General features: G+C 61.8%; 26 protein-coding genes and 1 tRNA gene. 10 read left to right on the top strand and 17 right to left on the bottom strand.

The window, feature by feature from the left end:
* Nucleotides 1-7: 7 nt before the first annotated feature.
* Entirely contained in the window at nt 8-1,165 is a 1,158-nt protein-coding gene (locus ASC97_RS01410; RefSeq protein ID WP_057466566.1) for an adenosylhomocysteinase, read from the bottom strand.
* Between the two features lie 455 nt (nt 1,166-1,620).
* On the opposite strand from ASC97_RS01410, the gene ASC97_RS01405 reads away from it, so the two are divergent.
* The 5 genes from ASC97_RS01405 to ASC97_RS01385 all read left to right on the top strand — a co-directional run bounded on the left by ASC97_RS01405 (nt 1,621) and on the right by ASC97_RS01385 (nt 6,917).
* Nucleotides 1,621-2,133: an NUDIX hydrolase gene (locus ASC97_RS01405; RefSeq protein ID WP_057466565.1), complete on the top strand. Its 513-nt coding sequence runs from the start codon at nt 1,621-1,623 to the stop codon at nt 2,131-2,133.
* Nucleotides 2,134-2,197: 64 nt separating this feature from the next.
* Nucleotides 2,198-3,697: an inorganic phosphate transporter gene (locus tag ASC97_RS01400; RefSeq protein ID WP_057466564.1), complete on the top strand. Its 1,500-nt coding sequence runs from the start codon at nt 2,198-2,200 to the stop codon at nt 3,695-3,697.
* A gap of 12 nt (nt 3,698-3,709) precedes the next feature.
* Nucleotides 3,710-4,447 carry a 16S rRNA (uracil(1498)-N(3))-methyltransferase gene (locus tag ASC97_RS01395; RefSeq protein WP_057466563.1) on the top strand — a complete coding sequence of 246 codons (738 nt, stop codon included), beginning with the start codon at nt 3,710-3,712 and terminating at the stop codon, nt 4,445-4,447.
* Nucleotides 4,448-4,593: 146 nt separating this feature from the next.
* Complete coding sequence (locus ASC97_RS01390) at nt 4,594-5,967, top strand: glutamate--cysteine ligase (RefSeq protein ID WP_057466562.1); 1,374 nt, start codon at nt 4,594-4,596, stop codon at nt 5,965-5,967.
* 86 nt (nt 5,968-6,053) lie between these two features.
* A complete protein-coding gene (locus ASC97_RS01385) occupies nt 6,054-6,917 on the top strand; it encodes a DUF937 domain-containing protein (protein WP_057466561.1) in 864 nt (287 codons plus the stop codon).
* A gap of 86 nt (nt 6,918-7,003) precedes the next feature.
* Here the strand turns inward: ASC97_RS01385 and ASC97_RS01380 are convergent, their stop codons facing one another.
* A complete protein-coding gene (locus ASC97_RS01380) occupies nt 7,004-7,303 on the bottom strand; it encodes a DUF1127 domain-containing protein (RefSeq protein ID WP_057466560.1) in 300 nt (99 codons plus the stop codon).
* A gap of 202 nt (nt 7,304-7,505) precedes the next feature.
* On the opposite strand from ASC97_RS01380, the gene ASC97_RS01375 reads away from it, so the two are divergent.
* A complete protein-coding gene (locus ASC97_RS01375) occupies nt 7,506-8,462 on the top strand; it encodes a LysR substrate-binding domain-containing protein (protein ID WP_057466559.1) in 957 nt (318 codons plus the stop codon).
* Between the two features lie 3 nt (nt 8,463-8,465).
* Here ASC97_RS01375 and ASC97_RS01370 read toward each other — a convergent pair whose 3' ends face one another.
* Together ASC97_RS01370 and katA are read right to left on the bottom strand one after the other, a co-directional pair.
* On the bottom strand, nt 8,466-9,098 hold the full coding sequence (locus ASC97_RS01370; protein WP_057466964.1) for a TetR/AcrR family transcriptional regulator: 633 nt from the start codon (nt 9,096-9,098) through the stop codon (nt 8,466-8,468).
* 166 nt (nt 9,099-9,264) lie between these two features.
* Nucleotides 9,265-10,761 (bottom strand): catalase KatA, encoded by a 1,497-nt coding sequence (gene katA, locus ASC97_RS01365; protein ID WP_057466558.1) that lies wholly within the window; start codon nt 10,759-10,761, stop codon nt 9,265-9,267.
* Nucleotides 10,762-10,884: 123 nt separating this feature from the next.
* Between katA and ASC97_RS01360 the strand changes: the two genes are divergently transcribed.
* A complete protein-coding gene (locus tag ASC97_RS01360; RefSeq protein WP_057466557.1) occupies nt 10,885-11,790 on the top strand; it encodes a hydrogen peroxide-inducible genes activator in 906 nt (301 codons plus the stop codon).
* On the opposite strand, the gene ASC97_RS01355 is transcribed toward ASC97_RS01360, so the two are convergent.
* The 3 genes from ASC97_RS01355 to ASC97_RS01345 all read right to left on the bottom strand — a co-directional run bounded on the left by ASC97_RS01355 (nt 11,791) and on the right by ASC97_RS01345 (nt 14,083).
* The gene (locus tag ASC97_RS01355; protein WP_057466556.1) at nt 11,791-12,666 is read right to left on the bottom strand and encodes a dienelactone hydrolase family protein; all 876 of its coding nucleotides are present in this window, start codon (nt 12,664-12,666) and stop codon (nt 11,791-11,793) included.
* Between the two features lie 122 nt (nt 12,667-12,788).
* Nucleotides 12,789-13,211 (bottom strand): MAPEG family protein, encoded by a 423-nt coding sequence (locus tag ASC97_RS01350; protein ID WP_057466963.1) that lies wholly within the window; start codon nt 13,209-13,211, stop codon nt 12,789-12,791.
* Nucleotides 13,212-13,327: 116 nt separating this feature from the next.
* Nucleotides 13,328-14,083 (bottom strand): SDR family oxidoreductase, encoded by a 756-nt coding sequence (locus ASC97_RS01345; RefSeq protein ID WP_057466555.1) that lies wholly within the window; start codon nt 14,081-14,083, stop codon nt 13,328-13,330.
* 95 nt (nt 14,084-14,178) lie between these two features.
* Here ASC97_RS01345 and ASC97_RS01340 point away from each other — a divergent pair, with 95 nt between their 5' ends.
* The gene (locus ASC97_RS01340; RefSeq protein WP_057466554.1) at nt 14,179-15,096 is read left to right on the top strand and encodes a LysR family transcriptional regulator; all 918 of its coding nucleotides are present in this window, start codon (nt 14,179-14,181) and stop codon (nt 15,094-15,096) included.
* Between the two features lie 4 nt (nt 15,097-15,100).
* On the opposite strand, the gene ASC97_RS01335 is transcribed toward ASC97_RS01340, so the two are convergent.
* The 3 genes from ASC97_RS01335 to ASC97_RS01325 form a co-directional block, all read right to left on the bottom strand.
* Complete coding sequence (locus tag ASC97_RS01335) at nt 15,101-15,667, bottom strand: hypothetical protein (protein ID WP_057466553.1); 567 nt, start codon at nt 15,665-15,667, stop codon at nt 15,101-15,103.
* Nucleotides 15,667-17,151, bottom strand: a complete 1,485-nt coding sequence (gene guaB, locus ASC97_RS01330; protein WP_057466552.1) for an IMP dehydrogenase — start codon at nt 17,149-17,151, stop codon at nt 15,667-15,669. The genes ASC97_RS01335 and guaB overlap by 1 nt, the downstream gene beginning before the upstream one ends.
* A 460-nt stretch (nt 17,152-17,611) precedes the next feature.
* Complete coding sequence (locus ASC97_RS01325; RefSeq protein ID WP_057466551.1) at nt 17,612-18,604, bottom strand: MBL fold metallo-hydrolase; 993 nt, start codon at nt 18,602-18,604, stop codon at nt 17,612-17,614.
* Between the two features lie 267 nt (nt 18,605-18,871).
* Here ASC97_RS01325 and ASC97_RS01320 point away from each other — a divergent pair, with 267 nt between their 5' ends.
* A complete protein-coding gene (locus ASC97_RS01320) occupies nt 18,872-20,296 on the top strand; it encodes an MFS transporter (protein ID WP_057466550.1) in 1,425 nt (474 codons plus the stop codon).
* A gap of 1 nt (nt 20,297) precedes the next feature.
* On the opposite strand, the gene ASC97_RS01315 is transcribed toward ASC97_RS01320, so the two are convergent.
* From ASC97_RS01315 to ASC97_RS01305, 3 genes are read right to left on the bottom strand one after another with little or no spacing between them, the layout of a single operon-like run.
* Entirely contained in the window at nt 20,298-20,681 is a 384-nt protein-coding gene (locus ASC97_RS01315) for a VOC family protein (protein WP_057466549.1), read from the bottom strand.
* A 58-nt stretch (nt 20,682-20,739) separates the two neighbouring features.
* Entirely contained in the window at nt 20,740-21,459 is a 720-nt protein-coding gene (locus ASC97_RS01310) for an RlmE family RNA methyltransferase (protein ID WP_057466548.1), read from the bottom strand.
* A 9-nt stretch (nt 21,460-21,468) separates the two neighbouring features.
* Complete coding sequence (locus ASC97_RS01305; RefSeq protein WP_057466547.1) at nt 21,469-23,013, bottom strand: Ppx/GppA phosphatase family protein; 1,545 nt, start codon at nt 23,011-23,013, stop codon at nt 21,469-21,471.
* A 244-nt stretch (nt 23,014-23,257) separates the two neighbouring features.
* On the opposite strand from ASC97_RS01305, the gene ASC97_RS01300 reads away from it, so the two are divergent.
* Nucleotides 23,258-23,331 (top strand) — tRNA-Gln (locus tag ASC97_RS01300).
* 59 nt (nt 23,332-23,390) lie between these two features.
* Here the strand turns inward: ASC97_RS01300 and ASC97_RS01295 are convergent.
* From ASC97_RS01295 to ASC97_RS36140, 4 genes are read right to left on the bottom strand one after another with little or no spacing between them, the layout of a single operon-like run.
* A complete protein-coding gene (locus tag ASC97_RS01295) occupies nt 23,391-24,428 on the bottom strand; it encodes a tyrosine-type recombinase/integrase (RefSeq protein WP_057466546.1) in 1,038 nt (345 codons plus the stop codon).
* Nucleotides 24,415-24,603: a hypothetical protein gene (locus ASC97_RS01290; RefSeq protein WP_057466545.1), complete on the bottom strand. Its 189-nt coding sequence runs from the start codon at nt 24,601-24,603 to the stop codon at nt 24,415-24,417. The genes ASC97_RS01295 and ASC97_RS01290 overlap by 14 nt, the downstream gene beginning before the upstream one ends.
* On the bottom strand, nt 24,600-25,268 hold the full coding sequence (locus ASC97_RS01285) for a hypothetical protein (protein WP_057466544.1): 669 nt from the start codon (nt 25,266-25,268) through the stop codon (nt 24,600-24,602). Before ASC97_RS01285 ends, ASC97_RS01290 begins: the two co-directional genes overlap by 4 nt.
* Before the next feature lie 42 nt (nt 25,269-25,310).
* Entirely contained in the window at nt 25,311-25,481 is a 171-nt protein-coding gene (locus ASC97_RS36140; RefSeq protein WP_082529849.1) for an Arc family DNA-binding protein, read from the bottom strand.
* Between the last annotated feature and the right edge of the window lie 56 nt (nt 25,482-25,537).

The raw sequence follows: 25,537 nt of genomic DNA, 5'->3' as shown, positions 1-25,537 counted from the left end.
ACGGCCGCTACCGCATCAGATCGAGGTAGGCGCTCGCGACCATCGCATCAATATCCGCCGGCACCGGGACGATGCAGGCTTCGGCGCCGACCTTGCGTCTGGCGACCCTCTCCAGGCAACGTACCTGGAGGGTGAAGCCGAGATCCATCGACTCAACCGAGTTTCCGAGCGGCCGTGGACCTGCAAGATTGGCCATATGGCCGCCGCCGAGAATGTGGATGGCGCGGCCGTCGTTCAGATGCAGCGTCTCGATACCGTCGGCTTCGTATCGGTCGACCCCGATGACATCGGCATGCTGCCTGAAGGCCGCAACATCGATCTCATTGGGAAAATGTCCACCGTTCATCAGGATCGCGCCGTTCCTGATCAATGGCAGGTCATTGGCGGTCACGATATCCGGATGGCCGGTGACGGTGACAAGGACGTCGGCCGATCGGATCGCGTCGACCCGCAACGGCGTCACGAAGCCGTCGAGATGAGCCTCGAGCGCTACCACGGGATCGATATCGACGACGCTGACCTGAGAGAAGGCATTGCGGAAGCAGGCGGCGGTACCCTTGCCGCAGGCGCCATACCCGAAGACCGTCACGCGCTTGCCGTTCGTCGAGCGGTTGGTGAAGCGCATGTAGCTTTCGAACAGGCTCTGGCCGACAGCGTGCCTGTTTTCGGCGAACTGCTTGATCGGGCTGTCGTTGATGACGAGGATCGGCATGTTCAGTGCCTCGCGCATCGGCAGGAGGCGCGTGCGGCCGGAGGTCGTCTCCTCGGTGCCCCCGAGAAGATTGGCATAGGGACGCTCCGCCGCGATGGCGAAGAGATCGCCGCCATTGTCCAGCAGCAGATCCGGCTTTTCGGCGACAACCGCCTCGAGGCTCTGGCGGTGCGCGGCGGGATCGGTCGTCTGCGTCGCGAAAACGGTCATTCCTTCGGAACGCAGGTAATCCACGGTCGAGGGCTGCGTGCTGTTGAGATTGCCGGTGCAGACGAGACGTGCGCCGCCGGCGCGCAACGTCATCAGAAGCGCCACGGTCTTCGGCTCAAGGTGGATGCCGGTGCCGATCGTCAGGCCTTCGAAGGGTCTGGTCTGGCTGAACTCCGCGGCTGTTGCCTGCAGCAACCGGCAACCGCTGCCGATCCAATCGATGCGGGTCGCATGTCCTGTCATGAGTTGGTCCTTTCGCTCTGTCGCATTGCTTAGGCCGAATGCGGCCCCGCGAACACGGACATATTTCTACGATATGCGCAGAAAATCTGCCTGGCCTCCCGACTGAGTGCGACCGAAAAGGAATGTCCGAGGCGCATCGAAACAGCCGCCCCTAATGTTAGCCGGCAATCTTTTTTGTGCATTCCGGACGCACAATCACCACAGTGCCCACTTAACAGTGCACGACATGCCGGCGTCATTGATTGCAACGCGATGGAAGCGCATATTCATTGGTGTCCGGCATGACGGAATCAGAGCATTTGATGACGGTTTCCTTGACCCGAGACCAAAACGAAAGGCTCTATTGGTAATAGATACTTTCGCGAAAGACTGCGACGCATGGATCGCGCAAGCTTTCCATAAGATCTTGATAATATAACAGACCTACGAGACAAACGATAAAGGTGACCCGACCGTTGACTCTTCTTGCCCGCCTGGCCTCCGATGTACAGCTGATGTTCCGGCGCCCACCGCGCCAGCAGTATGCTGCGCTGTGTTACAGGGTGAAGGAGAAGACCGGCGCTCTCGAGGTGCTTTTGCTGACAAGCCGCGACACCGGCCGCTGGGTCATTCCCAAGGGTTGGCCGATGGACGGGCGAACCTCCTACGAAGTGGCTGCACAGGAAGCCTTCGAAGAGGCCGGCGTGCGCGGCACGGTGGAGAGCCAGACGATCGGCTGCTATCACTATCCCAAGATCCTCAAGAACGGGCTGAAAGTGACCTGCAAGGTTCAGGTCTACGCGCTCGAGACCACGACCATCGCCAAGAATTTCAAGGAGAAGGGCGAACGTCGCTTCGAATGGGTTTCCTGCGACGAGGCCGCAAAGCGCGTTCACGAGCCCGAACTTCGCGATCTCTTCCTGCTGTTCAAGCGCCGCATGACGGAGCAGTTGGCAGGACGGTTGCCCAGGCAAATTCCGGCGGAATGAATCCTGCCGTCTTGCGTTGTCGAACGGGACGGCGCTAAAGCAGGATTCAGCCACAAGGAACAGCATGCCGGACCGCCCCACCACACTCACGAAACGAACGCTCGACAAGGATCTCGACAAGCTTACGCAGGTCGAGGACGCGGCGAAGCATGTTTCGCGGAAGCTTGTCGCGCCCGGCATCGGGCTGGTGTTCCTCGGCATTGCCATGCTGTTTGCGGGCGTCTACGTCTTCGATCGACCCGGCGCCGTTCTCGTTATCGCCGCCGCGGCGCTCGCCGCCTACATGGCCATGAACATCGGCGCGAACGACGTGACGAACAACGTCGGCGCGGCCGTCGGCGCACGTGCCATGACGATGGGCCAGGCGCTGGTCATCGCTGCGATCTTCGAGATTCTCGGCGCCACCATCGGCGGCGGCGAGGTGGTGAAGACCATCTCCTCCAGCATCATCGATGCCGTCCAGATGCCGGCCGGCGTGCTGGCGTGGATCATGATGTCGGCGCTGATGGCGGCCGCGTTGTGGATCAATCTTGCGACCTGGATGAACGCGCCGGTCTCGACCACCCACTCGATCGTCGGCGCCGTCATCGGCGCCGGCATCGGTGCCGTCGGTCCGGGTCCGGTGAATTGGCGCGTGATGCTCGAAATCACGTCCAGTTGGGTGACGTCGCCGCTGATCGGCGGGATCATCGCGGCCGGGATGCTCTTCCTGGTCAAGACCTTCATCATCTACCGCGAGGACAAGATCGACGCCGCGAAGCGCTGGGTGCCGGTTCTGATCGCCATCATGGTCGGCGCATTCAGCGCCTACATGATCCTCCAGCTCGAAGCTCCCGGAACGTTCTCCTCTCCATTCATCCTCCTGTTGGGCGTGATCGCGGGGTTCATCGCCTGGATCGTCGGACGACCGCTGGTGCACCGGCGGGCGCGGGGCCTGGAGAACCGCAACAGCTCGCTTCGCGTCCTTTTCCAACTCCCGCTGATCGGATCGGCGGCACTGCTGTCCTTCGCCCACGGTGCAAACGACGTCTCGAATGCGGTCGGACCGCTGTCGGCGATCGTGCGTGTTTCCATCGGGCAGCCGCTCGGCGAGAACGCCCCTCCACCGCTCTGGGTGATGCTGATCGGCGCGCTCGGCATCTCGGTCGGCCTGCTGCTGTTTGGCCCGCGCCTGATCCGGCTGGTCGGCGAACAGATTACCAAGCTCAATCCGATGCGCGCTTATTGCGTGGCGCTCTCGACGGCATTCACGGTGATCGTCGCCTCGTGGCTCGGGCTGCCCGTCAGCACGACGCATATCGCCGTGGGTGCCGTGTTCGGCGTCGGCTTCTTCCGCGAGTGGTATACCCGCCACTCGAAGCGCCGGATCGAATACATGCGCCGAAAGGCGGAGGTCTGGACGGTCGACGAACCGGACGATCCGAATTCGCATGAGGTTCGTCGCCGCTACCTCGTTCGCCGCTCGCACTTCATGACGATCATCGCCGCCTGGATCATCACCGTACCGGCGTCCGCCGCGCTTGCGGCGATGATCTATTGGGCTATGTCAGCGCTCTTTGTTTAGGCAGGACTCTCGATGCGTGCCAATTTCCGGATGCAACGCCTGTTCGTCGACGCGCCTCTCGCCGCAGGGGAAGCTGTCGAGGCCACCGCGGACCAGTTCAACTATCTCGCAAACGTGCTGCGGATGCCTGATGGTGCCGAGATGCTCGTCTTCAACGGCCGCGACGGCGAATGGAAGGCCCGCCTCTCCTTTCCGACCCGCAAGCGCATCCTGCTTGTCGCCGAGGAGCAAACGCGGCCGCAGCCTGGCGCCTCGGATCTGCACTACCTGTTTGCGCCGCTGAAGGTGGGGCGGCTCGATTATCTCGTGCAGAAGGCCGTCGAGATGGGCGCCGGTGCGTTGCAGCCGGTGCTGACGCAGCATGTGCAAGGCAAGATCACAAACCTCGACAAGCTCAAGGCCAACGCCATCGAAGCCGCCGAGCAATGCGGCATCCTCGGGATACCCGCGGTCGCAGAGCCGGTAAGGCTGTTCGATCTGCTCGACGGCTGGTCGCCTGAGCGGCGGATCATTTATTGCGACGAAGGCGATGCCGGGCAGAACCCGCTGCCGCTGCTCTCGAAGATCACCGAGCGCAAGCTTGCATTGTTCGTGGGACCGGAGGGCGGGTTTTCCGAGGAGGAACGCTTGCGCCTGCGCGGTCTCGACTTTGTGACCGCAATTCCGCTCGGCCCGCGGATCCTGCGTGCGGATACGGCCGCCGTTGCGGCCATGGCGGTGATCCAGGCCGCGATCGGCGACTGGAATTGACCCTGGCGAAGGTTCGTCGCGACTAAGTTGGCTATTTTTTTGATGAGCCGTTGAAACATTTTGACTTGCAACATACCTGCCAGCGGTCCTAATCACCCTTCCAATGTCCGCTCCCCCCGGGCGCTTCCCAAATACAGGTTACTTGCATGGCTCGCGACACCACCGACCAGACGCCGCTCTCTTCGGTTCAGGAGCTGACCGATTATCTTGCTGCGGGCAACAAGCCCAAGGAAAATTTCCGTATCGGTACGGAGCACGAGAAATTTGCCTTCTTCCGGACCGACAACAGCCCGGTTCCCTACTTCGGCGAAAGCAGCATCTCGGGCCTGTTGAAGGGCCTGCAGCAGAAGAGCGGCTGGGATCCGATCCTCGACGGAGACAATATCATCGGGCTTGGCGCGCCAAACGGCATGGGCGCGATCTCGATCGAGCCCGGCGGTCAGTTCGAACTTTCGGGCGCGCCGCTGGAAACGATCCACGAGACCTGCAAGGAATCGAATACGCATCTGGCAACCCTCCGCGAAATCGCCGAGCCGATGGGAATCCGTTTCCTCGGCATCGGCGGCAGCCCGAAGTGGACGCTCGCCGAGACGCCGGTCATGCCGAAGTCCCGCTACGAGATCATGACCCGCTACATGCCGAAGGTCGGCACCAAGGGCCTCGACATGATGTACCGCACCTGCACGATCCAGGTGAATCTCGACTTCTCCTCGGAAGCGGACATGCGCAAGAAGATGCGCGTGTCTATGAAGCTGCAGTCTCTCGCGACAGCGCTATTTGCCTCCTCCCCGTTCACCGAGGGCAAGCTCAACGGCCTGCTCTCCTGGCGCGGCGATATCTGGCGCGATACCGACAACCGTCGTTCCGGCCTGCTCGACTTCACGTTCCGCGACGATTTCGGCTTCCGTGACTATGTCGAATGGGCGCTCGACGTGCCGATGTACTTCATCGTCCGTGACAGCCGCTACCATGACTGTACTCACGTCACCTTCCGCCAGTTCATGAACGGTGCGCTGAAGGGCGAGGTTGCCGCCTGGGAGCCGACGATGGGCGACTGGACGAACCATCTCTCGACGCTGTTTCCCGATGTGCGGCTGAAGCGCTTCCTGGAGATGCGCGGTGCGGACGGTGGTCCGTGGCGGCGCATCTGCGGGCTGCCGGCGTTCTGGGTCGGCCTCCTCTACGACGACGCGGCGCTCGAGGCGGCAGACATGCTGACCAAGGACTGGACGTTCGACGAGGTTGATGCGCTGCGCAACGCCGTTCCGGCGGAAGGTCTGAAGGCGAAGTTCCGCGGCCATGCACTCTACGAGACGGCACGCGAAGTCATTGCCGTTTCCAAGGCCGGCCTGAAGGCGCGCGGCAAGCTCAACAAGGAAGGCCAGGACGAGACGATCTTCCTTTCCCCGCTCGATGAAGTCATGGCGAAGAAGGCGACGCTCGCCGAAGATCTGCTGGCGCTCTATCACGGCCGCTGGGGCGGTTCCGTGGAACCGGTGTTCGACGAGTATCAATACTAACCCCTTCTGCAAAAAGCGGTTTGCCCAACCCTTTTTCCGGCTATAGTGACAGGATAATGCGTCGCGAACCGGGGAAAGGGATTTCCATGCTGCCACTCTTCGACATGATGATGCAGGCGCAGAACGGCGCGGCGATGGATGCCGTCTCCAAGCAGTTCAACCTTGCGCAGGAGCAGGCGACGAAGGCGATGGCTGCCCTGATGCCGGCCTTTTCCGCCGGATTGAGGCGCAGCACCAGCAATCCCTACGACTTCATGGGGCTGATGCAGGCGGTTTCGTCGGGCAACTATGCGACGTATTTCGAGGACATGGGCCGCGCCTTCACGCCGCAGGGCATTTCCGACGGCAACAACATTCTTGCGCAGCTTTTCGGCTCCAAGGAGGTTTCCCGCGCGGTCGCCGCGCAGGCAGCCCAGATGACCGGGATCGGCCAGGAAATCTACAAGCAGATGCTGCCCGTCATGGCAGGGACGCTGATGGGCGGCCTGTTCAAGCAGTCGATGGGCCAGATGAGCGCCCCGGTGAACCCGTTCGTGAATACCGCGATGGGCGAAACCATCCAGAAATGGCTGGAGAGCACCGGCTTCGCCCCCAAGCACAATACCGCTCCCGAGCCCAGCATCTTCGACAACCCATTCACGCAGGCCATGCAGCTGATGTTCAGCGCACCGAAGGCGGAGCCCGCGAAGCCGGCCGCGAACCCGTTCCTCGACAATCCGTTCGCAAAGGCATTCCAGGAAATGATGGGCAACCTCGGAAAGCCCGTCGCGCCGGAGCCTGCCGAGCCGCCGAAAGAGGAGGCGAAGGCTGCGACCGAAGGTTACATGGACATGCTGAACACGATGTTCGACAGCGGCCTCGAAGTGCAGAAGAACTATCAGAAGAACATGGAAGCGATCTTCGAGACCTATATGCCGAAGGCGCCTGCGGCCCCTCCTCCAAAGGCATAAAAAAACCCGGAGACGGCTGGGAGGCCGGTCACCGGGCAAGAGGCAGGGCTATTGGCTATCACCCTGCGGGGAAAACTGGGCCGGCCCTACTCCTGGTGGGACCGGGAATTCGAATTGCGTCCGCGATTGCCCACGGTACGCGTCAGGTGGTCCGACGGGTCCTCAAAGAAGGTCGACGCCAGAAACGCCGAGGTCAGATCGGCCCTGCTGAGACCGATATCCTTCAATTGATTGTCGTCGAGTTCGTGCAGCCGATTGATCTCCATACGATTGCGGAACACGCGCAGTACGGATGCCAGCGTTGCAATGCCGTTTGCGAGACGCCGGGAAAACGTCATCGTGGTCTGGCTGCAGTCGAGTTCCAATATCCGGTCTGTCGTGCGCATGGGACGATCCTTTCATGGGCGCGCAACAACCCACCCCTCCCGCGAGGTCAATCGGGAAGAAGTCAGGCTGAAATCGGGGCGGACAGTCAGGGTGTCTGTCCATCACTTTGCTTGATTTGCATCCCGAAGATGCCAAACCCCTATTGATCAGTCCAACGAATGTTTCTAATGATTATCATCAGAGATCGTTATAGGTGAGATCATGGCCGCGCCTCTTGATATTGACCAGTTGCAGACCTTCATCGCAATTGTCGACTCCGGCAGCTTCACCAAGGCCGCCGACCGGGTCTACAAGACACAGTCGGCCGTCTCCATGCAGATGCGACGGCTTGAAGAGCGTGTCGGCAAGCAGTTGTTCATCAAGGACGGGCGCGGCAACAGGCTGACGGTCGAGGGTGAAAAGCTGCTCAACTACGCGCGGCGCATCATCCGCCTCAACAACGAGGCGATCGCGGCCTTCGACGACAACCGCCTCGAGGGCATGCTGCGTATCGGCACACCGGACGACTATGCCGACCGCTATATGCCGGAGATCATCGGGCGCTTCGCCAAGACGCATCCGAACGTGGAGCTCTATATCGTCTGCGAACCTTCGGTGGACCTTGCCGAGCGCATGCATCGCGGCGAGCTCGATATCGCGCTGGTGACGCACAATCCGCGCGAGCGCATGTCCGACGTGGTGCGGACGGAGCCGCTCTGCTGGGTCGGCTCTGCCAACCATCCGATCCGCGACGACGCGCCGGTGCCGCTTGCGGTGGGCCGTCGCGACTGCCAGTGGCGCCAGCTCGCCTGCTCGGCGCTCGATGCGGTTGGCCGCGAGCATCAGATCCTGTTCACCAGCTGGTCCTGCACGGTCGTCGCTGCTGCGGTTCTCGCCGGGATGGCCGTATCCGTCATGCCGGAATCGGCACTGCGCACCGGGATGAAAGTGCTGAGCCAGGCGGACGGCTTCCCTGCCCTGCCCCCGGTTCAGATCGGCATCATGAAGCGGCCGGGCGTTTCGATATCGCTGATGAACGCGATCACGGCGCACATCACCGCATGCCTCGACAACATCACGCCTGCTGTTGTCGACGACAATCTCGAAGCCGACCTGAAAAACGCCTATGGCCGGGGACAGCCCCGGCTGAAGGTCGCGAATACGGTGACCAGCTGGTAAGTTTCAGGCAGCTGCCGTCGAGAAGAACGACGAGCGGACGATGGCTTTCCACTCGCTCAGAATGCGCTTGGCCAGCGAAGCCTCGCTGACGACCGCAAGGCGGATCGATGCACCGATCAGGTGACTGAAGAGGTAGGTGCGCGCCTGCATGTCGACATCGATCAGGTCCGGCGCAACGCGCCGCACCGTATCGTGGAAAATGTCGGCAATTCGGGTGCTGTGTTCGATATTCAGCTGCAGCAGGTCCTGATCTGTCTCCGTCCCCATCCAGATGCCGAGATAGGTGGCGTCGCTGCGGCAATCGTCATAGTGCCAATCGATCGTTGCCGCGAGCACGTCGAGCGCGTGCTCGACGGACTGAACGGACGCAAAGGCTTCCGCTATTCTCGACTGGATGGCGGAAGCATACCGATCGAACAGGGCTTTGACGATCGCAGCCTTTTCCGGGAAATACTGATAGACCGAGCCGATGGGAACCCTGGCCGCGACGGCCAGTTCGGTCATGCGCATGGCGTTGACGCCCTTTTCGGCAATCAGCCCCGCCGCAGCGGATAAAATGAGATCCAATCTCTGGATACTGCGTTCCTGCTTCGGCTTCCTGCGAAGGCCAATGCGATCCAAACCTGCGACGTTCATGTCGTTCCCCATCCACCTTTATTTGCATTCAAATCGGTGCTTTTGGCCGATATGACATGCAGGTCTTCATGGTGGGTAAACGATAACGGTCGGATTTTAACGGTTGCAAAAAGCATATACAAATCGGGGCGATACACCCCGATTTGGTCGTTCTCAGATGGTGGGCCTACTCGGCGGCGGCCGGCTGTGCGCTGATCGTATCGACCTTGTAGCCGTGCAGCTTCTCGAGTGCCGCACGAACCCCCGATTCATAGTCCGGGTGGACCAGCTTGAAGTGTGCGAGCTGGCGCTCGACGATCGCGCCCGGTACGCCGCCCATCGCCGCCGCGACGTTGGAGAACAGGCGGCCCTTCTGCTCGGTATCGAACAGATTGAACAGCGCCCGCACCTGACCGTAGTCGTCGTTGCCGTCGCGATGATTGTAGCGGGCAACGTCACCATCGACCTTCAGTGGCGGCTCCTTGGCGGATGCATCCTCGAAGGGGCTGCCGTTGACGGTGTTCGGCTCGTAGTAGGCATCGGGATTGCCCGTGCGGATGCCGCCATACGTGTTCATCTGGCCATCGCGGTGATAGTGATGAACCGGGCATTTCGGCTGGTTGACCGGGATGTTCTCGTAGTGCGTGCCAAGGCGATAGCGGTGTGCATCGGCGTAGGAGAACACCCGTGCCTGGAGCATCTTGTCCGGCGAGTGGCCGATGCCGGGGACGATGTTCGACGGCGAGAAGGCGGCCTGCTCGATTTCGGCGAAGTAGTTTTCGGCATTGCGGTTCAGTTCCATCACGCCGATGTCGATCGGCGGGAATTCACTGTGAGGCCAGACCTTGGTGAGATCGAACGGATTGTAGGACGTTGTTTCGGCCTGGGCTTCCGTCATGATCTGGACCTGCACCTTCCAGCGCGGGAATTCCCCCTTCTCGATGCCGCCGAACAGGGCTTCCTGGTAGCTTTCGCGGGTCTTGCCGATCAGGTTCTCGCCTTCGGCATTGGTGTAGTGCTTGTGGCCCTGCTGCGTCTTGAAATGGAACTTCACCCAATAACGCTCGCCGGCATCGTTCCAGAACGAGTAGGTATGCGAGCCGTAACCGTTCATGTGCATCGGGTCGATGGGCAGGCCGCGATCCGACATCAGGATGGTGACCTGATGCAGGCTTTCCGGCGACAGCGACCAGAAGTCCCACATCGCGGTTGCCGAGCGAAGGTTGGTCTTCGGATGGCGCTTCTGGGTGTGGATAAAATCGGGGAATTTCAGGGGATCGCGTACGAAGAACACCGGCGTGTTGTTGCCGACAAGATCCCAGTTGCCGTTCTCGGTGTAGAATTTCAGCGCGAAGCCACGAACGTCGCGCTCGGCGTCGGCAGCGCCCATTTCACCGGCAACGGTGGAGAAGCGGGCGAGCATGGGAGTCACGGCGCCCTGCTGAAGACAGCTTGCCTTGGTGTACCTGGAAATATCGCCCGTGATCGTCAGCGTGCCGAATGCACCCCAACCCTTGGCATGGACGACGCGTTCGGGAATGCGCTCGCGGTTCTGGTGCGCCAGCTTCTCAAGCAGCTGGTAATCCTGCAGCATGACGCCGCCGCGCGGACCTGCGGTGACGGAGTTCTGATTGTCAGGGACCGGCGAGCCAGCCGTCGTCGTCATAGTCGGGCGATCGGACATGAAATCCTCCTTCGTGGAAATGCGTTCGGAAAACCTCCTCGGCTTTCGGCATTGCAGTTGTCCCATTGACCTACGATAATTTCCAATCGTATTTATTGCGAACTTCAATCGGAAAAACTTATCATGCTCACCTTTCGGCAGATGCGCTATTTCGATGCGCTTGCGACCACGCGGCATTTCGGCCGCGCTGCGGAGATGGTGCATATCAGCCAGCCGGCACTCTCTGCCCAGATCATGGAGATGGAGGCTTATCTCGGCACCAGACTTGTGGAGCGGACCCGGCAGAACACCTTGCTGACACAGAAGGGTGAAGAGGTGCTTCGCCATGTGCGGTCCATCCTTCACCAGGTCGACCTCTTGGAACAGACGGCGAGGAAGGGCGGCGGGACGCTGGAGGGATTGATCCGCATCGGCATCATTCCGACAGTCGCGCCCTATCTTGTGCCGCAGTTCATCCCGCATCTTCGCGCCACGTATCCGAACGTCGAAGTCGAATTGAGGGAAGCCGTCACCGACCGCCTGATGGCGGATCTCTCCGCCGGCAAGCTCGATGCCGTCATCGCGGCCCTGCCGCTCGACGTCGAGGGCATTCAGACACGACCGCTGTTTGCAGACCGCTTCTTCATGGCGGTGGCCGAAAACGGCGACAACGTCCTGATGTCGCCGCTGACCGAGCACGAGGTGGACGTCGACCGGCTGCTGCTGCTGGAAGAAGGACACTGCCTGCGCGACCAGGCCCTCGCGGTGTGCAGCAGCGGCAAGCGCAGCCTCGTCAATTTCGGCGCGACGTCGATGGCGACCCTGTTGCAGATGGTATCGCACGACATGGGCATGACGCTGATCCCGGAAATGGCCATCGCCACCGAGACCAGCCGCAACTCGATTCGCATCGTGCCTTTTGCCGAACCCCAGCCCTCGCGCGACATTGGCCTCGCCTGGCGGCGGAGCAATCATCGCGGCAAGGAGATGGAGGCGCTGGCGGAGGCGATCATAGCGGTCGCCCCCGTTCCGTACGCCGTGGCGGCCTGATCAGGAGAGATTCTTCTTCAGGAACTCGACCGTGCGGCCCCAGGCGAGATCCGCCGCCTTCTTGTCGTAGCGTGCCGCCGAGGTGTCGTTGTTGAAGGCATGGTTGACGCCGTCATAGACGAAGATCTCGACGTCCTTTCCGTTCGCCTCGAGCGCTTTCTTGTACGCATCGATGCCGGCATTGATACGATCGTCCAGGCCTGCATAGTGCAGCATCAACGCGGCCTTGATGTTGGGCACCTCGGCTGCCGGCGGCTGCGCTCCATAATAGGCAACGCCCGCCTTCAGCTCGGGAGACTTCGTCGCGAAGCTGTTGACAAGCCCGCCGCCCCAGCAAAAGCCGATGGCTCCGACCTTGCCGTTTGCATCCTCCACCTTCGATACATAGGCAAGGCTCGCCTCTGCGTTGGCCACGGTCACGGCAGGATCGAGCTTGCCGAACATCTCTCGCGCCTGATCCTCGTTCTCGGGCGTGCCGCCGGCGGGCGACAGGAAATCCGGCGCAAGCGCGATGAAGCCTTCAAGGGCCATGCGGCGGGCGACATCGCGAATATGCGGATTGAGGCCACGGTTTTCGTGAATGACGATCACCGCGCCGAGTTTCCCCGAAGGGTTCTTCGGCTCGACGAGGTAGCCCTTCATCTCGCCGCCGCTGCCGGGGTATGTGACGTCCCTGGCCATCAACCGTTCGTCGCTGGCTGGTACCATCTCGGCGCTCGCCTTGCTCGCGGCAAGCAGCGGCGCAATCGCGGCGGCGGCGCTGGCGGAACCGGCAAGCTTGGCCAGCTTGTCCATGAAATTGCGCCGATCGAGTGTCAGATGCGTGTACTCGTCGTAGGCGTTTATCATCGCCTGCGTGATTTCGGGCTTGTTCATTTCAGCCTCCTCTTCCCTACCCAGGCATTTGCCTGAAAGAAGATAGGCCAGAGCGAAGTCACGCACGAACAAAACTGCGTTACTTAAGGCTGACGAAGACGTCAGCCGTGCTGACGAAGACGTCAGCCGTTCGGGAAGGCCATCCATACGGCAAGCCAGACCCACATGGCGCCGAGGACAATGTAACCGGCGGCAAACAGCGGACTGCGGTAGCGGATGCGGTTGCTGGTGACATGCACGAAAGCCTGGGCGTAGCGAAGCGCCACGAATATCCAGGCGAGGATCACCGCGACGAGGTTGTCGGCTTCCGTCATGTAGAGAAGAATGCAGCAGGCATAGAAAAGGACCGGCAGTTCGAACTGGTTTGCGATGCAGTTCTTGACGAACAGGCCTTCCGGCGGCTCATCGCGGTTTTCGCGGTAGTTCGAGATCCGGACCTTTCCGGACTGGACCATTTTCCGGCGGCGATAGCTCAGCAGCATGTAGAGGACATAGATCAGCGCCACATGGGCGACGATCGGCCAGAACATCTCGTAACCGGTCATTGCGCTCATATGGTCTTCTCCTTGCCGCTTCCGCTTTGATTTCAGAGCTGTAGAGGAAAAGATTCGGCCTTTCCAGTCCAATGCCCGCCGCTTGTTGCGCGGCGGGCATACCTCGATCAGACCTGCGCGATGCCGCCGTCTGCGAACAGTTCGGCACCCGTGACGAAGCTCGAATCATCCGACGCCAGGAAGAGGGCGGCGCTGGCGATCTCCTCGGCGCGGCCGACGCGACCCATTGGAACCTGCGAACCAAGATAGTCGAGGAGGCCCTGCTGCTGCGCTTTGTCCTTGCCGGCGAGTTCGACCAGGCCGGTCGTTTCGGTCGGGCCGGGGCTGAGCGTGTTGATGCGGATGCCGCGATCCTTCAGATCGAGAATCCAGTTGCGCGCGAAGCTTCGGATCGCAGCCTTGGAGGCGGCATAGACGCTGAAAGCAGGCGTGCCGGTCGAGCCTGCTGTCGAACCGGTCAGGATGACCGACGAACCGTTGCCGAGAAGCGGAAGTGCTGTCTGCACGGTAAAGAGCACACCCTTCACGTTGCGGCTGAACGTATCGTCGAATTGTTCTTCGGTAATCGCCCCCAACGGGACCATTGAACCGCCGCCTGCATTGACGAAGAGGACGTCAATGCGGCCGGCTTCCGCCTTCACGCGGTCGAAGAGGCGGTTGAGGTCGGCAAGCTTGGCCGAATCGGCCTGAATGCCGGTGACATTGCCGCCGATCTCGGCAACAGCTGCAGCCAATACCTCGGCACGGCGCCCCGTGATGAAGAGGCGTGCGCCTTCGGCGGCGAAACGTTTTGCGGTGGCGAGTCCGATGCCCGATGTGGCGCCGGTGATAACCGCGATCTTTCCGTTCAGTCTCCGTGTCATGGTCGTCGTCTCCTTTTGTTCGACTGAAGAGGAGATATGGACGGCGCTATCGTTTCGAAATAGAAAGACATGAAAACCATTGTTGCAGAAATGAAATGATGAAACTGCCCGATTTCGAAGGTTTGGCCATGTTCGCCAAAGTGGCGGAGGAGCGGTCCTTTGCGCGCGCCGCAAAGGCTCTCGGCGTTTCCGTCCCGACCGTCTCACGCGGCGTCGCACGGCTTGAACAACGATTCGGCGCCCGGCTCTTCAACCGCACTTCGCGGCAACTGGCGCTGACGGAATTCGGCCTCAGGCTCGCAGATCGCGCCTCGCGGATCTATTCGGATGCCGAAGAGATCGAGAATGCGGCGCGCGAACTTTCGACCCGACCCCGCGGCTTGATACGGCTGGCGACGCCGATGACATTCGGGGTTCACTGGATCGCGCCCATTCTGCCCGAGTTCTTCAGGCTCTACCCCGACATCAGTATCGACCTTCATATGAGCGACGCCAGCGTCGATCTCGTTGCCGATGGCTTCGATGCGGCGCTCAGGATCGCCGTCCTGCCGGACTCCTCGTTGGTGGCGCGGCGTCTGGCGCCGGTGGCACCCTTCATCCTTGCCTCGCCCGGCTATCTCGAGACAAACGGTTGCCCGCAGCATCCGCGGGAACTGGCCGCACACCATTGTCTCGGTTATGCCTATCGCCCAAAGCAGGACGTCTGGCGTCTGACGAACAAGGCGGGCGACGAGGAAGTCGTGACCCCGACCGGGCCCCTTCGGGCAACGAACTCCGAGGCGCTGGTGCCGATGGCGCTTAGCGGCCTCGGCATCTGCGAGCTGCCGGAGTTCATGGCCAGCGAGTATCTCGCCGACGGGCGGCTGACGGCTATCCTGACGGATTGGACCCTGCCGCGCGGTGCGCTCTATTTCGTGACGCCGTCTGCGCGGGCAAGGCCGACCAAGGTCGAGGTGCTGGCGGAGTTCATGGCGGCGCGGCTCTCGAACCCGCCGTGGCGGTGGCCGCGCTGATGGACTATGGCGCGCCCTGATCGCCTGGCGGCATCAAGCGGACTATAGCAAAGCGGATGATGACGATCAGCGATATGGCGAGGGCCGTGAATTTCAGACTGCTCGCCCATGGCAGGGCGGCTGCGGCGAAGCTCCAGGCAACGCCGTCACCGAAGACGTTCGTCGTCAGCATGTTCTCGGCATAGTCGGCGACAGCGTAGACGAACGGCACCGCGTAAAACGCCCCGATCAGCAGGGGATGCATCGGACGGCCGAAATAGACCCCACCCGGCTGCAGCCCGACGAGAACCGCGATGATCAGCGCCGTCAGCAACGCTGGAAAAACGAGCTCCGGCCCGGCATGCATGCCGAACAGAAGGTCGCGTGCCGCGGGCGTTCTGGCCAATACGCCGCGCATGGCGTCGATGTCGGTCGCATCGTAGCCGGCAACCCGCATTTCGAGCATCCAGGTTCTTGTCATTTCCCGGAAGGGTAGGACAAAACCGAAGACCGACCACGAGAGCACGGCCAGGCAGAGGGCTGCGAGCAGCGCGATAATCCAGAAAGGGATACGGCTGCCCGCGCTTGCCATCAGGCGCCGGAGCCCGGATAGTTCGGGCTTTCGCGGGTGATCGTCACGTCGTGCGGGTGGCTTTCGCGAAGGCCGGCGCCCGAGATGCGCACGAAGGTCGCGCGTTCCTGAAATTCCTTGAGGTCCTTGCCGCCGACATAGCCCATGGCTGCCTTGAGACCGCCGGCGAGCTGGTGCAGCACGCCCGAGACCGGCCCCTTGTAGGGAACCTGCCCTTCGATGCCTTCCGGCACGAGCTTCAGCGTGTCGCGCACTTCCGCCTGGAAATAGCGGTCCGCGGAGCCGCGGGCCATGGCGCCGACGGAGCCCATGCCGCGATAGGCTTTGAACGAACGGCCCTGGTAGAGATAGACCTCGCCCGGGCTTTCATCGGTGCCGGCCAGCAGCGAGCCGATCATGACGGCCGAGGCGCCCGAGGCGATCGCCTTGGCAACGTCGCCCGAGAATTTGATGCCACCGTCTGCGATGACGGGAATGTCCTGTGCACGCGCCGCTTCGACAGCCGACATGATGGCCGCGAGCTGCGGGACGCCGACACCGGCGACGATACGCGTCGTGCAGATCGAGCCCGGGCCGATGCCGACCTTGACTGCGTCCGCGCCGGCATCGATCAGCGCGCGGGTGCCCTCGGACGTCGCCACGTTGCCGGCCATGATGCGCACCGAATTGGAGAGCTTCTTGGCGCGGGTGACGGCTTCGAGAACGCGCGCCGAATGACCATGCGCGGTATCGACGACGAGCAGATCGACGCCCGCCTCGATCAAGCGCTCGGCGCGCTCGAAACCGTCGTCGCCGACGCCGATCGCAGCAGCGGCGCGCAGCCGGCCCTGCACGTCCTTGGAGGCGTTCGGGTTCAGCTGCGACTTTTCGATATCCTTGACGGTGATCAGGCCGACGCAGCGGCCTTCGCCGTCGACGACCAGCAGCTTCTCGATGCGGTGCGTGTGCAACAGGCGCTTGGCTTCCTGCTGATCGACGTTTTCCTTGACCGTGATCAGGCCTTCGCGCGTCATCAGTTCGTAAATCTTCTGTGACGGATCCGACGCGAATCGGACGTCGCGGTTGGTCAGTATACCGACGAGACGGCCGGACTTCTCGACGACGGGAATGCCTGAAATGCTGTAGGTTTTCATCAGCCCAAGCGCATCGGCCAGCGTCGCATCGGGCCCGATCGTGACCGGGTTGACGACCATGCCGCTTTCGAACTTCTTGACCTGGCGGACCTGCTCGGCCTGTTCGACCGGCGACAGGTTCTTGTGGATGACGCCCAGGCCGCCGGCCTGCGCCATGGCGATGGCAAGACGGCTTTCGGTGACCGTATCCATGGCGGAGGAGATGATCGGGATGTTCAGCTCGAAATCGGTCGCGATCCGCGTTGCGACGCTCGTCTGGCCGGGCAGGACCTCCGAATGACCGGGCTGCAGGAGCACGTCGTCGAAGGTCAGAGCGTCCAATCCGGTTGGCGTTTCAATGATGCGAGCCATTGCCAATTTCCTCAATTACGAAAAATGCGACGCCACCCGGAACGAATCGTCCGCACCGGCGGTGTGCAAGGGTTTCTTTGGAAGTTGGCGAGGGCTGGTAACACGTCTATGACACGAAGGGAATAGAAAAAAGGGGGTGTGTGGGGCTGGGACGCAGACGTCGAGAGGACCGATAACGCCCGCTTTATCGGGTCCGATAAACCTGAACGACCGCCGGCCTGCGTTCGGCCCAACCCTTTCAACGCCCTCATCCCTGTGCTCGTCACCGGGATCCGGCGCATCAAGCCATTGAATGCAAAAGACTCTTCCCATGGCGCGGACGCGCCGTCGCTGGTTTTCCGTGACAGGCACCGGAATGAGGGTGGGAGGCGAAGCGATCGCAACATCCATTGAACTACACCTTTCAACCACCGCAAGCACGGGTGCCCGCCGGGCTTGGTATGGCTGCCATGCGGCAGCGTCAAAGGTCGAACTGGTAGCTCTTCGGCACGAAGCGGTATCCTGCCTCGTAGGGCTCGACGAAACCGACGGCCGGGAAAGGCATGTGGTAGCCGAGGAAGGCGATCCTGTCGGTCGCAATCATGTCGAATACCTTTTTGCGCGAAGCGGCGGCCTCGGCCTTGTCCATGTCGAAACGGACTTCCCATTCGGGATTTTGCAGCGACAGTATGTAGTGGTTGGCGGTATCGCCCGTCGTCACGAGACGCTTGCCGTCGGATTCGACGTGGAAGACCATGTGACCCGGCGTGTGGCCGGGTGCCAGCATCGCCGTGATGCCGGCTGCGACCTTGTCGCCTTCGCCGATGAAGGTCGTCTTTTCGGCAAACGGCACGACATTGGCCAGCACCGCCTTGTGCCCGCCCTCCGCCGGCGTGCCTTCTCGCACCTTGCTCGTCCAGAAATCGTATTCGGCCTGTCCGACGACATAGCGGGCATTCCTGAAAGCAGGCGCGCCGCCCTCCATGAGGCCGCCGATGTGATCGCCGTGCAGGTGGGTCAGCGCCACCAGAGTTATATCGTCGGGCGCGTAGCCAGCCGCCTTCAGACCATCGCGCAGCAGGCCGACGCCACGGGCGCGCCCGCCTTCGCCGAAGCCGGTATCGATGAGAATGACATCCGATCCGGTGTCGATCAGTGCCGGCGCATAGGAGTTTACAAATCTGTCGGTCGGCAGAAAGTTCTTCGCCAGCAACGCCTGAACCGTTTCCGGTTTCTGATTGGTGCCGAAGGTTTCATAGGGCTTTTCGAGAACGCTCGCGCCGTCCTTGAACACTGTGAACCTGTAGGAGCCGAGCTTGAACTGATTGAACTGGGGCTGGGTCGTCGCATCCATCTTGGTCTTGTCTCCGCTTGCGGCCATTGCAGCCGTTTGTCTCAAAATCACCGGCGCTGCCAGCAGCCCGATGCCTGCCGCAACGAACGCCCGCCGTCTTATCCCCGTCGACACCGCCATATCCCATCCCTCCCATAACGCACGACACCCTCGCCGCACAGACCCCGCAGCAACCAACCAATGCCTTGTCGTCGCAACATCATTGCAACCAGCCGATGCGGGCATATGTCAATCTTGATCGTCGAAACTGCCGGGCAAGCGGCCTCACGCAGACGTGATGCAAACGTGTTTCCACAGCCGATTGAGGGGTTGGCAGAGACTTATACGAGGACTAGAGAGCAGTGGCTTTCCGAGCCGCCTTCGCCAAGACCTTCAAGGCATTCGTGTATGAACCGCATCGTCCCGCTGATCCTCGCCGTCGCTCTGTTCATGGAGCAGATGGACTCCACCGTCATTTCGACAGCCCTGCCCGCGATCGCCAACGACCTGCATGTCGGGCCGATCACCCTGAAGCTGGCGCTGACCTCCTACATGGTCTCGCTTGCGGTGTTCATCCCGATCAGCGGCTGGATGGCGGACAGGTTCGGCGCCAAGCGGATCTTCCGGTTGGCGATCTGCGTCTTCGTCATCGGCTCGATCTTCTGCGCGGCATCCTCCGGCCTCATCGAGTTCGTCTGCGCCCGATTCCTGCAGGGCGTCGGCGGCGCGATGATGACGCCTGTCGGGCGCCTGGTTCTGCTCAGAACGACAAAGCGAAGCGATCTCGTCTCGGCCATGGCGCTGCTGACAATTCCTGCCCTTGTCGGGCCGCTTGCCGGGCCGCCGCTCGGCGGCTTCATCACAACCTACTTCACCTGGCACTGGATTTTTCTGATCAACGTTCCCGTCGGCATCGTCGGCGTCTGGCTTGCGACGATCTTTCTGCCGGAGGTGGAGGCGATGGCGCCGCCGAAGCTCGATGTCACCGGGTTCGTACTGACCTCGTTTGCCGCCGCAGGCGTGGTCTTCGGCCTGTCCGTCGTCAGCCTGCCGGCGTTGCCGCCGATCATCGGCATCGGCGCTACGGCGATCGGCGTCGTCTGCGGTGTGCTCTATGTGCGCCACGCCAAACGGCATCCCGCGCCGATCCTCAACCTCAAGCTTTTCCGCAATCCGACATTCCGGGCTTCGACGACCGGGGGGACGCTGTTTCGCATCTGCATCGGCGCCATGCCGTTCCTGACGCCGCTGATGCTGCAGCTCGGTTTCGGGCTGACGCCGTTCCAGTCCGGCCTCATCACATTCGCCGGCGCAATCGGGGCGATCACCACGAAATTCATGGCGCGGCGCGTTTTTGCGGCCGTCGGCTTCCGCACGACGTTGCTTTCCGCGGCGGCCGTGACAACCCTGGTGACCGTGACGACCGGATTCTTCACGCCGGAAACGCCGCACCTCGTCATCATCGGCATTCTTCTCATCGGCGGCTTCTCGCGCTCGTTCTTCTTCACGGGCGTCAATGCGCTTGCCTATGCCGATATCGACGATGCACAGGCCAGCCAGGCCACCTCGATGAGCTCGGTGATGCAGCAGATCAGCCTGGCTCTGGGCGTCGCCGTCGCCGCCGCGATCCTGGAAACCTCGATCTATCTGCGCGGCGAACCGCTGCAGGTGGCGGATTTCCACGTCGCCTTCTACGTCATCGCGCTGCTGACCGTGGTCGCCACGATCCCGTTCATCCGGATGGACCGAAGCGCCGGCGCGCTGGTCTCTGGCCACCGCGCGACGCCGACGTCCGCCGCTGCGGTCGAGGCAGAGCAGCAGTCCGTGAAATAGACTATTCCGGCGTTTCGCAGACCGCGCTCAGCTTGTTGCCGTCCGGGTCGCGGACATAGGCGGCGTAGAAGCTCGCGTGAAACGGCCGGAGCCCCGGCTCTCCCTCGTCGGTACCGCCGGCGGCTATGGCAACCGCATAAAAGGCATCGACATCCGCTCTCGTTTCAGCCGCAAGCGCGACCATGGTACCGTTGCCGCTGGAGGCCCTGCGGCGATTGAACGGCGTGACGATCCAGAGCCGGCAACGGGTGTCGCCATCGGCCGCATAGCCGATTTCCTCCTCGGAACTGCGCTGGCGCCTATAGCCGAGCAGCGGCAGCACGACGTCGTAGAAACGCCGGGCCCGGTCGATATCGTTTGTTCCGAGAGTCACGTACAGCAGCATTGTCAGCGGGTCATTCCAGTCCTGGGAAGCTCATACTCCACCCAGAACGGCCCAAAGATCAAGCTTCCGTTGCCTCAGGTTGCGCTTTGCGGCCTTTGAAGCCCTTCGCCAGCAGGAACATCTCGACGGATTCGGCGCGCGACGATGCCGGCTTGACGTGCACCACCTGCCTGAAATGCTGCTTCAACATGGTCAAGAGCTCGCGCTCGGCGCCGCCCTGAAAGGTCTTGGCCAGGAAGTGGCCGCCTTCGCCGAGCACTTCGACGGCGAAATGGGCGGCGACCTCGCAGAGATGCATGGTGCGCAGATGATCGGTGCGGTGGTGACCGGTGGTCGGGGCCGCCATGTCGGAGACGACCAGATCCGGGGTGCCGCCGACCGCTTCCAAAAGCTGGGCCGGCGCCGACGGATCGAGGAAGTCGAGCTGCAGGATCCTGACGCCGGGGATCTGGGCCATCTCGAGAAAGTCGATCGCCGCGACGCGGATATCGTCGTCGGTCGAACCGGTGACCTTGGCGGCAATCTGCGACCAGCTCCCGGGTGCCGCGCCAAGATCGATGATGCGGCGGGCGCCCTTCAGGATGCCGTGCTTCTCGTCGATCTCCAGCAGCTTGAATGCGGCGCGGGCGCGGTAGCCTTCGAGCTGGGCGCGCTGCACGTAGGGATCGTTGATATGGCGCTGCAGCCACTGCCGCGACGACGCCTTCATCTTCTTGTTCTTGACGCGCTGGCCGAGCTTGCGGCCGGTGCGGTTGCCCGCAATCGTAGGCTTGGTCATGCTTGTCCCCTATTTGCCGCGCTGGCCGCGGCGGTTGCGGTTGCGCCGCCAGACGCCGTCGTCGGCCATCATGTCCGTCAGCAGGCCTTCCCTCAAGCCTCGATCTGCAACGCGCATGCGCGGGCTCGGCCAGCGGCGGCGGATCGCTTCCAGGATGGCGCAGCCGGCAAGAACGAGATCGGCCCGATCCGGCCCGATGCAGGGATTGGCGGCGCGGCTCGCGAAATCCCAGGAGAGCAGCTTGGCCTGCATCGCCGAGACCTCGTCGTCGGACAACCATATGCCGTCGACCTTGCGCCGGTCGTAGCGCGGCAGGTCGAGATGCACGCCGGCAAGGGTGGTGACCGTGCCGGAGGTGCCGATCAGGTGAAAGTCTCCCGATGGCCCAGCGTCGATCGCCGGGCAATCGAAACCGGAGAGCATGCCTGCAACCTCCAGCACCATGCCCTCGAACACGTCAGGCGTGACATCGCGGCCGCCGTGCCGCTCCGACAGGGTCACGACGCCGACCGGCAGCGACGTCCAGTGCGTGATGTGATTGGCCAACCTGTTGAAGCGGCTGTCGCCGATGCGGATGACCGCGATTTCGGAGGACCCGCCGCCGATATCGAAGAGAACGACGGAGCGGGTCTCACGGCCGACCAGCGAGGCGCAGCCGGAAACGGCCAGGCGCGCCTCCGTCTCGCGATCGATAATCTCGAGCTCGAGGCCGGTCTCCGCCACCACCCGCTCGAGGAACTGGGCACCGTTGCTCGCCTGGCGGCAGGCTTCGGTCGCAATCAACCGCATGCGGCGAATTTCGCGGTTCTTCAGCTTGGATGCGCAGACGCGCAGCGCATCGACGGCGCGGTCCATCGCGTCGTCCGACAGGCGGCCGCTTGCCGCCAGACCCTCGCCGAGCCGCACGATACGGGAAAAGGCATCGACGACGCGAAACTGGCCCGGCCGCGTCGGCTGAGCGATCAGCAGGCGGCAATTGTTGGTTCCCAGGTCCAGCGCGGCGTAGAGTTCGTCCGGCCAGGGATTTGCGGGGGCGGGCCGCGGCTCGCGCTCGGCCTGACGCGCCCGGTTGTCGTTTTCGCCGATCCGCACATCGTTCGCGACGCTGCGCGCGGCGGGGGCTGGGTGCTGCACTGCCTGGCCGACGGGTTTCGGCTGGGCGAGCGGGCGCCCCTGCAGGCCGCGCTTGCCGCGGTGCTTGCGACGGTTGCGCTTGCTGGAGGCCGACTCGACGTCGTCGCGGGGGGCATGACCCGCCGAAACGGCTTTCGTGCCTTGAGACTGCTTCGGCGCGGCCTCGCCCAGCCGACCGGCAGACCGACGACGGCGCTTGCGCTTGTGCGCTGTGTTTTCGGCGGCATTGTCCGCTGTCGTGTCCAATGGGCGCGCAGCCTCGCCGGCACTGCCGGAGGGGACCTGCGAAGCGGGCTGGCTCGCATTGCGGGATTGCCCGCCACGCTTGCCTTTGCGGCGCCTGGATTTTTTACCATCCCTGCGCCCTGCCGCCGACGCCCCGTCAGATTGCGGCTTCACGCCGCCTTCGGGGTCTTCCACGTTCTTTTTCCATCGCGCCGCGCAAGGTCCCAGGAGGTATGCAGCTGGCGCTCATTCGATTTTGCGTTGCGGCAAGAATATCAGTGCAAGGCGAAATCACCAAATTCTTTTTGTTTGCGCTCCCGAATCCCCTCCGCAAGCCCTGAAATGCACCGGTGATTTTTTTCAAAACAGGTATTTGCAATCCGCGAGCTTTTGGTTATAAGCGCCGCACAGCAGCCAAGCCGCACGCGGCAGCGCCTGTTGGGGAATAGTTCAATGGTAGAACGACGGACTCTGACTCCGTTAATCTTGGTTCGAGTCCAGGTTCCCCAGCCAATTGATTTTGCTCACGTTTTTCCCTCTTTAAAACAGAACATTGTGTGACAGTTGGAAACTCAGTTGGGCGTTTTTGTTCTCCCTTCGAGCTTCCTGATCGCCGTCATCGCCATTGCCACATCACGGTTTAGGTAGTTCGAATCGAGAATTGAGCGCACGTCGCGGAGCGTGTGACCGGTTAGCGTGGCGATTTCTGCCTCGGTGCATCCGGAGATGGCCAGGCGCGTTACCGCCGTTCCACGCAGGTCATTGAAGGTCACATCCGAGATTCCGGCCGCCCGGCACGCTCTACCCCATACGGTGCGAAAACCGTCCGGGCTCCATGGATTGCCGTCGCTGGTCAAAAGCACGTTCCCGGTCTTCTGACGCAGCGGATCGAGCATCGCCTTGAGCGGAGCTCCTACCGGTATTATCACCTGCACCTTAGTCTTTCCTTGCCGAAGGCGGATGAACTCGCCATCGTATTGCATCCACGTAAGCTTGAGCAGGTCACCCTGCCGCTGCCCTGTCCACAGCGCGAGGATCAAAGGCAGGTGCAGATGCGAGGGCGCCGAGGCAAGGAACGCCGCCTCTTGCTGATCACTCCAGACGAACTCATTTCGCGTCGCCCGATAGGTTCGACCGCCCTTTTCGCAGGGATTCACGTCGATCTCACCCCTGTCCTTCGCCCATGCGAGGATAAGCGCCAGAACCTGCCACCAATAATCACCCTGCCGGCGCGACTTGCGGGCATGTTCATCGCGCTTGTCGATGAAGATGGCCCGCGTCCGGCGATCGGAGAGCGCGGCAAGTGGAAAGCTGCTGAAATCAGCCTCGATACGCTTGATCTGCTTGACGTAGTCGCTTTGGGTACGCGCCGCCTTGTCGTCGAAGTCGGAGCTGCGCTGGTAGCCATCGAGCAGGGTCTGCAGCGTCCCGGCGCGAGGCTTTACCTTCGCGAGAACCGCCTCGTTGTAGGCGCGGTCGAATTCCGCCTCTCCCGGCTTGCCCGGCAGTGCCGGGCCGCCCTTAAATGCGTAGTAGTAGAAGACGATTTCGCCGTTCGCCAACGTCTTTTTGACGCGGTTGAGGCCCTTGTAGTTCTTAACTGCGCGCATTTGATTTCAGCCAGTTGTCGAGAGGGTTGGTGTCGGCGGCCGGCGCCGTCTCGCTTGCGGAGACGACGACGATTTTTCCGTTTTCAATTTCCACGCGCCCGATAGCAATGCCGCCGGCCCTTACGGCCTGAACAGCGCGCGTAACGTCGATCTTGCGGAACCCTGAGCGTGTCATTGAACCTCGCCCGCTGGCAGCATTGAATGCAGCAGCTTTCTCATGAGCAATCCATCCGGAGTGTCATTGTCGTTCTGACGCAAGAGTGCCTCGCCGAACGCAGCCTTTAGGAGCAGCATGCGCGTTGAAGTGCACGGCATTTCGCAGATGGCTCTTTCCATCGCCTCCTGCTCATCCTCCAGATCTTGAAGCTCTTCGCTCACCTTTTGGAACCCGGAATCATCGTACCAGTTATCAAGGGACGCCAAGCGCTGGCTATATAGCTCAAGAGCGCGAACGCGGTCACCGGCAACCCGTTTTCTAGCCGGGGCAAAGACGCCAACTTGAAGCAGGCCAATCACGCCGTTAAAGAGGCGTTCAATGGAACCGGGGTTTTTCAGAACGCGGCACAGATATTCGGATGGATAATCTTCGCGGCGCTCTACAACCTCCGCAACGCGAATTTCCGGTTCCGGACGCTCCTGACTATTTTCCCAAATATTATTCCGCTGTTTCAACACCACGGCGAGGCGCATCGAGACGGATGCATGCCGATTGATGGCGCTCATCAAGGCACTCTCCGGGTCTGTCAGCGAGCCGCCTAGAACAACGTTGGCGAGCGTGAGAGCGCGGCCCAGCGAGATGCTTGCAGTCTGACGATGTTCATTGCTATGTTCGATGTGCATTTTGATATCCTTTCCAAATGCATAAAAGGCGAAGTCGGTTTCCTAGGCCGAGACTTCGCCTTTTTCTTTGGATTGCGAGTAGATTTGCTCCAACTGGATAACAATCTCTGCATTCATGGATCGCAGATTCTTGTCAGCCGTCTCCCTGATTTGGTTCCGCAGCCCCTCGGGTAGGCGCAACGCGAACTTTTCACTTGCTCTGCCAATTCTCATTAACCGTATCTCCGGTTTGCCACCACTGAATCAGTAATAGCACGGTGGTCCCAATT

Origin of the sequence: Rhizobium sp. Root1203 (assembly GCF_001424945.1) — a bacterium.
Classification (GTDB): domain Bacteria; phylum Pseudomonadota; class Alphaproteobacteria; order Rhizobiales; family Rhizobiaceae; genus Rhizobium.
The sequence above is the reverse complement of the archived record's forward strand: the minus strand, read 5'-3'. Positions and strand labels throughout refer to the sequence as shown.

Excerpts from the sequence above, each read along its gene's own strand:
- ASC97_RS01410 (WP_057466566.1), bottom strand. The coding sequence starts at position 1,165 with ATGACAGGACATGCGACCCGCATCGATTGGATCGGCAGCGGTTGCCGG.
- ASC97_RS01400 (WP_057466564.1), top strand. The coding sequence starts at position 2,198 with ATGCCGGACCGCCCCACCACACTCACGAAACGAACGCTCGACAAGGAT.
- ASC97_RS01395 (WP_057466563.1), top strand. The coding sequence starts at position 3,710 with ATGCGTGCCAATTTCCGGATGCAACGCCTGTTCGTCGACGCGCCTCTC.
- ASC97_RS01390 (WP_057466562.1), top strand. The coding sequence starts at position 4,594 with ATGGCTCGCGACACCACCGACCAGACGCCGCTCTCTTCGGTTCAGGAG.
- ASC97_RS01385 (WP_057466561.1), top strand. The coding sequence starts at position 6,054 with ATGCTGCCACTCTTCGACATGATGATGCAGGCGCAGAACGGCGCGGCG.
- ASC97_RS01380 (WP_057466560.1), bottom strand. The coding sequence starts at position 7,303 with ATGCGCACGACAGACCGGATATTGGAACTCGACTGCAGCCAGACCACG.
- ASC97_RS01375 (WP_057466559.1), top strand. The coding sequence starts at position 7,506 with ATGGCCGCGCCTCTTGATATTGACCAGTTGCAGACCTTCATCGCAATT.
- ASC97_RS01370 (WP_057466964.1), bottom strand. The coding sequence starts at position 9,098 with ATGAACGTCGCAGGTTTGGATCGCATTGGCCTTCGCAGGAAGCCGAAG.
- katA (WP_057466558.1), bottom strand. The coding sequence starts at position 10,761 with ATGTCCGATCGCCCGACTATGACGACGACGGCTGGCTCGCCGGTCCCT.
- ASC97_RS01360 (WP_057466557.1), top strand. The coding sequence starts at position 10,885 with ATGCTCACCTTTCGGCAGATGCGCTATTTCGATGCGCTTGCGACCACG.
- ASC97_RS01355 (WP_057466556.1), bottom strand. The coding sequence starts at position 12,666 with ATGAACAAGCCCGAAATCACGCAGGCGATGATAAACGCCTACGACGAG.
- ASC97_RS01350 (WP_057466963.1), bottom strand. The coding sequence starts at position 13,211 with ATGACCGGTTACGAGATGTTCTGGCCGATCGTCGCCCATGTGGCGCTG.
- ASC97_RS01345 (WP_057466555.1), bottom strand. The coding sequence starts at position 14,083 with ATGACACGGAGACTGAACGGAAAGATCGCGGTTATCACCGGCGCCACA.
- ASC97_RS01340 (WP_057466554.1), top strand. The coding sequence starts at position 14,179 with ATGATGAAACTGCCCGATTTCGAAGGTTTGGCCATGTTCGCCAAAGTG.
- ASC97_RS01335 (WP_057466553.1), bottom strand. The coding sequence starts at position 15,667 with ATGGCAAGCGCGGGCAGCCGTATCCCTTTCTGGATTATCGCGCTGCTC.
- guaB (WP_057466552.1), bottom strand. The coding sequence starts at position 17,151 with ATGGCTCGCATCATTGAAACGCCAACCGGATTGGACGCTCTGACCTTC.
- ASC97_RS01325 (WP_057466551.1), bottom strand. The coding sequence starts at position 18,604 with ATGGCGGTGTCGACGGGGATAAGACGGCGGGCGTTCGTTGCGGCAGGC.
- ASC97_RS01320 (WP_057466550.1), top strand. The coding sequence starts at position 18,872 with ATGAACCGCATCGTCCCGCTGATCCTCGCCGTCGCTCTGTTCATGGAG.
- ASC97_RS01315 (WP_057466549.1), bottom strand. The coding sequence starts at position 20,681 with ATGCTGCTGTACGTGACTCTCGGAACAAACGATATCGACCGGGCCCGG.
- ASC97_RS01310 (WP_057466548.1), bottom strand. The coding sequence starts at position 21,459 with ATGACCAAGCCTACGATTGCGGGCAACCGCACCGGCCGCAAGCTCGGC.
- ASC97_RS01295 (WP_057466546.1), bottom strand. The coding sequence starts at position 24,428 with ATGCGCGCAGTTAAGAACTACAAGGGCCTCAACCGCGTCAAAAAGACG.
- ASC97_RS01290 (WP_057466545.1), bottom strand. The coding sequence starts at position 24,603 with ATGACACGCTCAGGGTTCCGCAAGATCGACGTTACGCGCGCTGTTCAG.
- ASC97_RS01285 (WP_057466544.1), bottom strand. The coding sequence starts at position 25,268 with ATGCACATCGAACATAGCAATGAACATCGTCAGACTGCAAGCATCTCG.
- ASC97_RS36140 (WP_082529849.1), bottom strand. The coding sequence starts at position 25,481 with ATGAGAATTGGCAGAGCAAGTGAAAAGTTCGCGTTGCGCCTACCCGAG.